The organism is Streptomyces sp. NPDC031479 (genome assembly GCF_055581065.1).
In genome coordinates this window covers 118107-128737 of record NZ_JBVIKC010000019.1, presented here as the reverse complement: position 1 = coordinate 128737, position 10631 = coordinate 118107, and the positions used below count along the sequence as shown (strand labels likewise).

Annotated in this window: 8 protein-coding genes; 2 read left to right on the top strand and 6 right to left on the bottom strand. The window is 74.0% G+C overall.

The features are described from left to right. Window positions 1-26: 26 nt before the first annotated feature. The 4 genes from zapE to ACZ5D2_RS22120 all read right to left on the bottom strand — a co-directional run bounded on the left by zapE (window position 27) and on the right by ACZ5D2_RS22120 (window position 6624). Window positions 27-1079, bottom strand: coding sequence for a cell division protein ZapE (zapE, locus tag ACZ5D2_RS22135; RefSeq protein ID WP_331733103.1), 1053 nt, complete (start codon window positions 1077-1079; stop codon window positions 27-29). A gap of 213 nt (window positions 1080-1292) precedes the next feature. Beyond that, window positions 1293-2054, bottom strand: a complete 762-nt coding sequence (locus ACZ5D2_RS22130; protein WP_331733108.1) for a thioesterase II family protein — start codon at window positions 2052-2054, stop codon at window positions 1293-1295. Between the two features lie 141 nt (window positions 2055-2195). Continuing rightward, window positions 2196-4967 carry a helix-turn-helix transcriptional regulator gene (locus tag ACZ5D2_RS22125; RefSeq protein WP_331733111.1) on the bottom strand — a complete coding sequence of 924 codons (2772 nt, stop codon included), beginning with the start codon at window positions 4965-4967 and terminating at the stop codon, window positions 2196-2198. Between the two features lie 220 nt (window positions 4968-5187). Then, window positions 5188-6624, bottom strand: coding sequence for an NAD(P)/FAD-dependent oxidoreductase (locus ACZ5D2_RS22120; protein WP_331733114.1), 1437 nt, complete (start codon window positions 6622-6624; stop codon window positions 5188-5190). Window positions 6625-6833: 209 nt separating this feature from the next. Here ACZ5D2_RS22120 and ACZ5D2_RS22115 point away from each other — a divergent pair, with 209 nt between their 5' ends. Together ACZ5D2_RS22115 and ACZ5D2_RS22110 are read left to right on the top strand one after the other, a co-directional pair. Further along, entirely contained in the window at window positions 6834-7277 is a 444-nt protein-coding gene (locus ACZ5D2_RS22115; protein WP_266844991.1) for a nuclear transport factor 2 family protein, read from the top strand. Window positions 7278-7288: 11 nt separating this feature from the next. Continuing rightward, entirely contained in the window at window positions 7289-7738 is a 450-nt protein-coding gene (locus ACZ5D2_RS22110) for a nuclear transport factor 2 family protein (RefSeq protein WP_266844992.1), read from the top strand. 88 nt (window positions 7739-7826) lie between these two features. On the opposite strand, the gene ACZ5D2_RS22105 is transcribed toward ACZ5D2_RS22110, so the two are convergent. Further along, window positions 7827-9455 carry an ABC transporter permease gene (locus tag ACZ5D2_RS22105; protein WP_331733122.1) on the bottom strand — a complete coding sequence of 543 codons (1629 nt, stop codon included), beginning with the start codon at window positions 9453-9455 and terminating at the stop codon, window positions 7827-7829. Then, window positions 9452-10405: an ABC transporter ATP-binding protein gene (locus tag ACZ5D2_RS22100; RefSeq protein WP_331733124.1), complete on the bottom strand. Its 954-nt coding sequence runs from the start codon at window positions 10403-10405 to the stop codon at window positions 9452-9454. The genes ACZ5D2_RS22105 and ACZ5D2_RS22100 overlap by 4 nt, the downstream gene beginning before the upstream one ends. Between the last annotated feature and the right edge of the window lie 226 nt (window positions 10406-10631).

Sequence of the window (10631 nt, the reverse complement as noted above, 5' to 3'; positions counted from 1 at the left end):
CGCGTTCCGCACCGTCCGGGCCCCGCTCAGTGCACGTCGGAGTCGGCCGTGGCGGACAGCAGCGACAGGCGGCTCGCGGTCCGGTTGACGTCGAGCGGCAGGGACTCCCCCCGCAGCACCTCGTCGAGCGGTGCCTCTCCGACGAGGACGAGGCGTACGTCCCGGTCGCAGAGCACGTCGATGAGGTTGGCGAACCGCTGGGCCGCGTCGCGGTCCTCGCCGGCCAGGCGGGGCAGGCCGGAGAGCACCCAGACGGGGTGGCGGTCCGTCAGTGCGAGGTAGTCGCCGGTCGAGTTCGGCCGGTCGCACAGGTCGTGGAAGTCGAACCAGATCCGCTCGTCGTCGACGGCCAGCGCCTGGACGGTGCGGCCACCGGTCACCTCCACCTGCTGCCGGTCGCCGGCCCGCGGGAGGCCGAGGCCGTGTTCGGCGAGCTGCTCCTCGGTGCCGGGCCAGAGGTAGGCCCCTCGTTCGAACTCGGAGCGGGCGGTGCCCGGCGCGTACTCGGCCCGGTAGTCCCGTCCGCCGCCGAGCTCGACGACGTCCATGGTCTCTTCGAGCATCTTGATCGTCGGCAGGAACATCTCGTGGAAGACGGGGTTGGGGAGCAGTCCGGCCGGGGGGTAGTTGGAGGTGGTGAGCAGGGTGATCCTCTGGTCGAGGATCGAGCGCAGGACGCGGCCGATCAGCATCGCGTCACCGGCGTCGTGGACGTGGAACTCGTCGAAGACGAGGAAGCGGCAGTCGCCCAGCAGTTCGGTGACGGCGAGGTCGGTGACCCGGCGGTCGCCCTGGTGGCGGTGGTAGGCGGCGTGGAACTCGCGGAAGAAGTCGTGGAAGTGCAGCCGTCGCTTGTTCCGCAGGGGCACGGCCTCGTACAGGGTGGTGGTCAGCCAGCTCTTGCCGCGGCCGACCGACCCCCACAGGTACACCCCGCGCGGGGGTTTGGCGCCGCGGCCGAACAGTCCCCGTTTGCGCGTGACGTCCGCGCCGAGTTCACCGAGCCTGAGGGCGGCCTGTCGCTGGGCGTCGTCCAGGACGAAGCCTGCCTGCCGGGCGGCGTTCTCGAACTCCCGCATCAACTGATGATCACCAGTTTCCCCTTGGTACCGAATCCCGATGCGCACGTGCGATCAAGAGATGATCATCATTCCTGACGCGTACGGCCCCTTCCAAGACTGGATCACCGCAGGCCCGGTCCTCACCCCTGATCCGGGCGCGGACACCCCTGCGTCCGCTCCGGGCACCCCTGTCCGTCCCCCGTCCACCCCTGTGCCGCCGCCGGCCGCCGGTCAGTGGGTGAGGCCGCGTACGGCGCTGCGCAGGGCTGCGGCGACGAAGGCGTGGACCCGGTCCAGGTGGTCCTGGAAGGCGAAGTGGCCGCCGGTCAGCACCAGGCGGTCGAAGGGGCCGGTGGTGATCTCGGCCCACTCCGCGAGCGCGTCGACCGGCACGTAGGGGTCGGCGTCGCCGCCGATCGCGGTGACGGGGCAGCCGAAGGGCGGCGCGGGCCGGTGGCGGTAGGCGTCGCAGAGTTCGAAGTCGGCGCGCAGCAGGGGGGATACGAGGTCCAGGAGTTCGGGGTTGCGGAAGACCTCGGCGGGGGTGCCGCCCGTGGTGCGCAGCCACTCGCGGAACTCGTTCTCGGGGAGCTCGTGCAGCGGGGTGCCCCCGGTGCGGGGGCGGCGGCCCGGCATGCCGCTGCCGGACACGAACATCCGGATCGGCTCGGGCAGGCCGGCGGCGACCAGCCGGCGGGTGAGCTCCAGGCCGAGCATGGAGCCCATGCTGTGGCCGAAGACCGCGTACGGGCGGTCGACGAGCGGGACGACCCGTGTCATCAGCGCGTCGAGCAGGGGCTCGACGCGGCGCGGCGGCGGGTCCCCGAACTCGGTTCCGCGGCCGGGCAGTTCGACGGCGTGGACGTCGACGTCGGGGGCCAGCGCCTGCGGCCAGCCGCGCCGGTACGTCACCGCGCTGCCGCCGGCCCACGGAAGGCAGAACAGCCGTACGGGTGCGTCCGGGCACTCCACGTCCCAAGGCCGACGGACCACGGTTCCCCCAACATCGCTCGCTTGCACGCGTCGCGCCCGACGTTACGGCGGCGCGTGCCCGGGACCCACCCCTGCCGGGGCCCCTGGCCACCCCAGTCCGGGCGCCGGGACCCGGGCCGGGGCGGACTCGCCCGCCGGCCGCTACGCGACCCCCGCCCCGGGGAAGGCGCTTTCGAGGCTGTCGAACTGGAGGTCCATGGGCAGGTCCTGGCGGCGCGAGATGCCGAGCTTGCGGTAGGCGCGGGTGAGGTGCTGCTCGACGGTGCTGACGGTGACGTAGAGCTTGGCGGAGATCTCCCGGTTGGTGTACCCGTACGCGGCCAGCGCCGCGACCCGCCGCTCGGACTCGCTGAGCTGCTCGGCCTCCGGGGACTCCTCGGTGCGCTGGACGGGCGCGGGGCGCTGCTCGGTCCCGGTCTGGCCCGGCATGATCTGCTCGCACAGCGGCAGGGCCCCGCAGTCGGCGGCCAGGTGCCAGGCCCGGCGGGTGACCATGCCGGCCCGGGTGCCCTCGCCGAGCAGGAGCAGGGCGCGGCCGAGGTCGGCGAGGGCCTTGGCCAGTTCCAGCCGGTCGCCGGAGCGGCTGAGTTCGTCGACGGCCCGGGTGAGCAGTTTGGGGCGCTGGCGCAGTTCGGAGGTGGCCGCGCGCAGCCTCAGGGAGACGCCGCGCACGCGCGGGCTGCGCACGCCGGAGGTGGCGAGCTGCTCGACGACGAAGCGTTCGGCCTGGCGGTGCTCGCCGAGCCGCAGCAGGGCCTCGGCGGCGTCGGTGCGCCAGGGGAGCTGGCGCGGCCGGTCCAGGCCCCAGCGCTGGGCGAGCCGGCCGGCGTCGAGGAACTCGCCGAGGGCGGCGCGGTGGCGGTGGGTGGCCAGGTAGTAGTAGCCGCGCGCCCTGAGGTAGTTGAGGGCGTAGACGCTGGAGAAGAGCTCTTCGGGGACGGGCATCTGGAGGCGGCGCGCCACGGCGTCGTAGCGGCCCATCGCGGTGAGGGCGGTGACGAGGGTGGCGACGGGGCCGAAGAGGAACAGTCCGCCCCGGTCGGCGACGGCGTCGACGGCGGCGGAGGCCTCGCGCTCGGCGCCGGCGAGGTCGCCCAGGCGCAGCAGTGCCTCGGAGTGCACGAGCCCGAACACGGACTGCCAGCCGGGGTTGTCGGCGGGCTGCGCCTCGGTCTGCAGGCGCCGGCACCAGACGACGGCCCGGTCGGGGCGGTCGGCGTGCACGAGGGTGCGGACGGCCTGGACGATGGGGTCGAAGGTGGCGTGGGCCAGCGGGGTGCCCTTGAGGAGGCGTTCGGCGGCCTGTTCGTCGCCGGCGCTGTCGGGGTGGGTCCACAGGGCGGCGGAGGAGCGCAGTTCGGCGGTGCCGGTACGGGAGGGGCTGCCCGGGTGGTCGCCGGGCGAGCCGGGTCCGGCGGCCGGGGCGCCCGCGGGGGCCGTGGCCGGGGGCAGCGCGAAGAGTTCGCGCAGCGGGTCCTCGCGGGTGGTACGGGCGGCGGTACGCGGGTCCGCCATGCGTTCGAGGGCCTCGGCGGCGTCCTCGATGCGGCCCTGCGCGACGAGGAGCCGGGCGAGCCGGCCGGCCGCGGCGGGGCCGAGGCCGCCGCGGCGCAGTGCCGCGAGCGGCCCGTCGAGGTGGCGTTCGGCGGCGGCGGGGTGCTTGCGCCAGGTCACCGCGGCCAGCTGGAGGCCGATCTCCCAGCCGGTCTGCTCGTCCGCGCAGAGGGTGCGGGCGAGCTCCAGGTAGGCGGCGGCCCGGTCGCAGGTCTCGTCGTCGACCAGGTCCTGGAGGGCCGCCTCGCGCAGGACCCGGACGGGCCAGTCGCCGCGCGGTGCCTCCTCGGATCCGGCTCCGGCCTCCGAGGCGGCGAGGAGGTGCGGGGCGACGGCGGCGGCCCGGGCGCCCGCCTCGTGCAGGACGTGGGCGGCGCGGGTGCGCAGCAGGGCGAGTTCGTGCCGGGAGACGCCGTCGAGGACGGCGGCGGCGACGGCGGGGTGGCGCAGCCGCCCGTCGTCCGTGAGCCCGGAGGCCTCCAGGGCGGCGGCCGCGCGGGCGGCCGCGGTGGGGCCGGTGCCGGCGAGCCGGGCCGTCAGTTCGGGGGTGGCGTCGTCGCCGAGGGCGGCGAGGGCCACGGCGAGGGTGCGGGAGTCCGCGCCGTCGCGGTGCAGGCAGGTCAGCGCGGCCTGGGTGAAGGGGCCGCCCGGTGCGGGTTCCGGCCACCGGTCGGCGGGGCCGCGTACGGAGCGGGGCCGTTCGCTGAGCAGGGCGCGCAGCAGCAGCGGGTTCCCGCCGGTGGCGCCGTACAGCCAGGCGGTGCCCTCGGCCGTCGCGGGGCGGCCGGTGTGGTCCTCCAGCAGGGCGGCGGTGCCGCTCTCGTCGAGCCGTCCGAGCGGGATCCGGACGAAGCCGGGGTGGCGCAGGAACTCGGTGCGGGCGAGCGGGCTGTCCGCGTGCTCGTGGGGCGCGTCGGCCAGGACCAGCAGGAGCCGTTCGCCGCGTACGGCGCGGGCCACGTCCAGCAGTCGTTCGAGGGACGCGGGGTCGGTGTGGTGGAGGTCGTCCACGCACAGGACGACGGGGGTCCGCTCGGCGGCGGTGCGCAGCGCCGCGATGAACTCGCGGCCCGTGAGCGGCTCCCGGCCACCGGCCGCGGCCGGGAGGGTGTCGTCGGGGAGTCCCGCGGTCAGCTGGCGCAGGACGCCGTGGGGGACGTCGCGTTCCCGGGTGGAACCGGCGGCCCGCAGCACCAGGGCGCCGAGCCGCTCGGCGGTTTCGGCCACGTGCAGGAGCATCTCCGTCTTCCCGCAGCCGACCGCGCCTTCCAGGAGCACGAGGCCCGCCGTCCCGGACGTACATGCCGTCAGCGCGCCTTCGAGCTGCGCACATACGTCGTCCCTGCACCTGAGCCTCATGGTCCGCCCCCTCCGCATTGCTGTGCCTCGAACCGCAGCAAACGATGCCTTGAGACCCGCTGGAGTTGGCGGGTCCGGCGCCGGTCACTAGTTGCCCGGCAGGAAATGCGGAGGCGTGATCACGCCCTTCTCGGGGGTGGTGGCGCACGGGAAGCGGAACGCGTGGTACACCCGGTCGTCGCGGGCGGCGCCCGGTCGTCGCCGCTCGCGACGACGGGTCTCAGGCGCCGGTGAGGGCCGGGGCGGACGCGTCCTCGGGGGCGTCGAGGAGGGCCCGCTCGGCCGGGGTGAACGGAGGGCCGTCGAGTTCGCTGAAGGCGCCGGCCGCGCCGGCCTTGCGCAGGGCGGCGACCAGGTGCGGGGACTCCAGGCTGGCCACGGGCGCGGCGAGCGAGGTGACCTGCATGGCCGCCGCGTTGACCACGGGGTCGTAGAGGGCGGCGGTGCCGAGCAGGTCGGCGAACTGCTGGGCGTCCTGCGGGCGCGGGGCGATCCGAGGGTCCTTGGCGTGGTTGCGGGTGCCGGGGTAGCAGATGTCCTGGGTGGTGGCGAGCAGCCACGGGTCGTCGACGACCTTGGCAACGGCGTGCCGGGCGGCGTCGGCGGTGCCGTCGCCCAGGCCGCCGCGGGTCAGCGCGGTGTCCAGGGCGCGGGCGCTGAGGGCGGCGCAGCTCATGCCGTGTCCGTAGACGGGGTTGAAGGCGGCGAGGGCGTCGCCGAGCACCAGGAGGCCCTCGGGCCAGGCGGCGAGGCGCTCGTAGTAGCGGCGGCGGTTGACGGTGGAGCGGGATCCCTGGACCGGGCCGAGGGGTTCGGCGCGTTCCAGCAGGTCGGCGATGACCGGGTGGCGCAGGCCGCGCGCGAAGGGAATGAACGCCTCGTCCTCGGTGGGCGGCTCGGCGCCGCGGGTGCCCGCGAGGGTGACCAGCCAGCGGCCGCCCTCGATGGGGACGAGGGCGCCGTTGCGGCCGGGCTCGCCGGTGCCGGGGGCGGCGGCGACGTTGACCATGGGGAAGGTCTCCGCGCCGGCGGGGGCCCGGTAGACGCGGGTGGCGTAGGCGATGCCGGTGTCGACGACGTCCTCCTCGACCTCCGGCAGGCCCAGCTCGGGAAGCCACTTGAGGGTCTGGGAGGGGCGGCCGCCGGTGTCGACGACGAAGTCGGCGGCGAGCTCGCCCTCCCGGCCCGCGGCGTCGCGCAGGCGGACGCCGGTGACGCGGGCGGCGGAGCCGAGGAGGCCGGTGACTCCGGTCTCCTGGAGCACCTCGATCCGCGGGTTCTTCAGCGCCTGCTCGCGGACCACCCAGTCGAGCAGGGCGCGGCTGGCGGTGATCATGAACTGGCTGCCGGGGAAGCGGGTCTGCCAGCCGTACGGGGTGAACCAGACGATGTCGCGCGGCAGGTAGAGGCGGTGGGCCCCCGCGTCGGCCAGCTCCTTGAGGGTGCCGGGCAGCAGGGACTCGATGGCGCGGGCGCCGCCGGACCACAGGAGGTGGGCGTGCCGTGCCTGGGGGACGCCCTTGCGCAGCTCCGGCCCGTCGGGGAACACGTCCCGTTCCACCACGGTGACGCGGTCCACGTGCCGCGCGAGCACCGCGGACGCCAGCATCCCGGCGAGGCCGCCGCCGATTACCACTGCGCGTGTTTCTGCGGTCATGAGAGCGTGACCCTTCCATCCGTCAGACGCATTGCGCACCGTCGAATTCGAATTCCCGGGAGCCGGTGCAGGCATTCCCGATCCCCGCGACGCTAGCACTCGCCCACAATGCCCTGAACCCCTACGAACCCCTATCAAACAAGGCGCCTATGGCGGGATCGTGGTGCTCGCCGCGACGATGGTCCGGCCTGCCGAAAGGAGAAGAATTCATGCTGGACGAGGCGGCGCTGAAGGACCTGATCCTGGAACACACGCGCCGGGTCAACGCGGGGGACGTCGAGGGGCTGCTGAAGCTGTACTCGCCGGACGTCCGCTTCGAGGACCCCGTGGGCGCCGGGGCGCAGCAGGGCCACGCGGCGCTGCGCGCGCACGCGACCGGTGCGGTGACCGGCAACACGGTGGAGGTGCCGGGTCCGCCGGTGGCGGCCCAGGACGGGCGTCACGCCGCCGTTCCGGTCGCCGCCACGATGGACTACCTGCCGCTCGGGCCGATCCTGACGCGGCACGGCGTACTGCCGGTTCCGGCCGATCCCGCGCGGCAGCGGATGCTGTTCCGCTTCGTGATGGTGATCCGGGCCGGGGACGACGGGCTCATCGAGGACATGAAGGCCTACTGGGGGGCGAGCGACGTCTCCCTCGTCGACGCGGCTTAGGGGAGGAAGAGATGCTGGACGAGGCGACCCGCAAGGAACTGGCGCTGGAGCACTGCCGTCGCATGAGCAGCGGCAACGTGGACCACATGCTGGAGCTCTACACGAAGGACGTACGGTTCGAGGACCCGGTCGGTTCGGTTCCCATGATCGGGCACGACGCATTGCGCGTGCATTTCCAGCGGGCCGCGGAAGCGAAAACGGTGGACGTCGCCGGTGTTCCGGTGGCCGCACAGGACGGTCTGCACGTGGCCATTCCGGTGTCGGTGTACATGAATTACCTTCCGCTGGGTCCCGCGCTGACGAAGCACGGTTATCTGGACAAGCCCGCGGACCCGTTCCGCAAGCGCATCAAATTCGCGCTCACGAGCATCTTCCGGACCGGTTCGCACGGTCTGATCGAAGCGGTGTGGGTGTACTGGGGGAAGTCGGACCTGTCCCTGCTCGACCCCGGGCAGGAGTGACACGGCGCCGCGCCCGTACGAAGAGGCCGTCCGCACCGGGATGCTCCGGTACGGACGGCCTCTTCGTGCGCCGGGTCACGGCGTCTGCTCAGGCGGCCAGGTCGCGCCGCCCGAACAGGGCGGTGCCCGCCCACAGGAGCAGCACGGCCACGGCGGTCAGCAGCAGCAGCGGCAGTACCCGTACGTCCACCGCGGGCAGCGCCGGCAGGTGGCTGAACGGGGAGACGTCGCGCACCGCCTGGGGCAGCTTCAGCAGGGCGCCGAGCTGTCCGACGACCAGGCAGAGGGCGAGCGCGCCCCACGCGGCGCCGGAGGAGGCGCCCGGCGCGAGGCCGAACACCAGCACCACGACACCGGCGAGGACCAGCACCGCGGGGGCCTGGACCAGCGCCGCCCCGGTCAGGTCGGCCACGCCCGCGCCGACGTCGCCCGCCGCGGCCCCGTAGGTGAGGCCCGCGGCCAGTCCGGCGACGAGCAGCAGGACCAGCGAGCCCGCGACGGCGACGACCACGTGGCTCGCCACCCAGCGGCCCCGCCCGACGGCGGTGGCCAGCAGGGACTCCAGCCGGCCGGAGGTCTCCTCGGCGCGCAGCCGCAGCAGCGCCTGGACGACGAAGCCGGCCGTGATCGCCCCGACCATGACCATCATCGACGCGAAGAAGGTGTCCACGGGGGCACCGCCCCCGCCGCCGATCTTGCCGAGGGTCTCGGTGAGGTCGGCGTTGTCCTTCAGGGCGTCCCCGGCGGACTTGCCCATGCCGCCGATCACCGCCCCGAGCACGGCGACGCCGACGGCCCAGCCGATCAGCGAGCCGCGGTGCAGGCGCCGGGCCAGCCCGTACGCGCCGAGCAGCCCGGGAGCGGCGGCGGCCGGGCCCGGACGGTCCTCGAACACGCCGGCGCCGAGGTCGCGGCGCGCGGAGAGGCGTACGGCGACGGCCGCGGTGACGGCGGCGAACAGCAGCGGGAGCACGAGGACCCACCACCGGTCCTCGCCGAACGGGCCGGCCTGCTGGGCCCAGCCGATCGGGGACAGCCAGGACAGCCAGGAGCTCTCCACGACGGTGCCCGACGCCTGGACCTCTCCGCCCGCGTCGGCGATGCCGCGGACCAGGAAGGCGACGGCGATCACCGCGCCGGCCAGCGAGTTGGCGCCCCGCGAGGTACCGGCCAGCTGGGCGGTGATGGCGGCCACGCCCGCGAAGGCGAGTCCGGTCGCGGCGACGGCCGCGGCGGCCACGAGCGAGCTGCCGATGGGCAGCCCGGCCAGCGGCAGCACGATGCCGAGGAAGATGAACAGCCCCACGTTGGCCTGGAGGGCCAGCAGCAGGGCCGCGGCGAGGCCCGCCTGGCGGCCCACGGGAGCCGCCCCGACGAGTTCGGCGCGGCCGCTCTCCTCGTTCTGGCGGGTGTGCCGCACGACGGCGAAGGTGTTCATCAGACCGGCCAGGACGCACAGGAACGTCAGGACCTGGACCATGGCCAGCGCGCCCTCGCTGGTGCCGACGGGCGCGCCGCGGGTGAGCAGCAGGGCCGGGTTGTCGGTGAGCAGCTTGACCGCGTCGGTGCGGGCGGCCTCGTCGGCGTAGGTCTTGCCGACGCTGCTCGCCGCGCTGTAGGCGAGCGCCGCGGTGCCGTAGAGCCAGACGGCCAGCTGGATGCGGTCCCGGCGCAGCGCGAGCTTGAGCAGCGGCTGGGTGTTCGCGTACTCGCTCATCGCGCGCCCGCTCCCGCCTTGGCGCGCCGTCCGCTCGGCTGCTCGCCGCCTTCCTCGACGTGGTCGCCGTAGTGGCGCAGGAAGAGCTCTTCGAGGGTGGGCGGGGTGCTGGTGAGCGCGCGGACGCCGAAGGAGGCCACGTGCGAGAGCACGGTGTCGAGGTTGCCGTTGTCCACGTCGAAGCGGACGTGGTGGCCCTCGGCGCGCACGTTGTGGACGCCCGCGAGCGCCTCGACGCCGGTGACGGCGCGCTCGGACTCGACGGAGAGGGCGGTGCGGGTGAGGTGGCGCAGCTCGGTGAGGGTGCCCGTCTCGACGGTGCGGCCCTTGCGGATGATGCTGACGCGGTCGCACAGGGCCTCGACCTCGCCGAGGATGTGGCTGGAGAGCAGGACGGTGCGGCCCTGCCGCTTGACCTCCTTGACGCTGTCCTGGAAGACGGCCTCCATCAGCGGGTCGAGGCCGCTGGTGGGCTCGTCGAGGATGAGGAGTTCGGCGTCGGAGGCGAAGGCGGCCACGAGGGCGACCTTCTGCCGGTTGCCCTTGGAGTAGGTGCGGCACTTCTTGGTCGGGTCGAGCTGGAAGCGTTCGACCAGCTCATTCCGGCGGTCCTGGTCGATGCCTCCGCGCAGGGCGCCGAGGGTGTCGATGGCCTCGCCGCCGGAGAGGTTGCGCCACAGGCTCACGTCGCCGGGGACGTAGGCGAGCCGGCGGTGGATGTCCACCGCGTCGGCCCAGGGGTCCTTGCCGAGCAGGGAGGCCTGTCCGCCGTCCAGCCTGAGCAGGCCCAGCAGGGCCCGGATGGTGGTGGACTTGCCGGCCCCGTTGGGGCCGAGGAAGCCGTGCACCTCGCCCGTGCGTACGGTCAGGTCGAGTCCGTCGAGTGCCCGGAACTTCCCGAAGTTCTTGATCAGTCCTGTTGCGGCGATCGCGTTCTCGCTCGGTGCCACCGCACACCACCTTTCACGATGTCGTGTTCATCGGAGTCGTCGTCCGTGCGACTCCCGAAGACGACGGCACCGCGGCCAGGTTGCGGCCCGGATCAGCATTCCGCCGATCGGCTTTCCGGAGCAATGTGAGGGCGTGCCCGTGACCGGATTCAGGGGTGCGTACGGGTGTCGGGTAGGGGTTGACCCACCCCTCGCCAATCCGGACCGTTGCAGGGCACACGGAAAA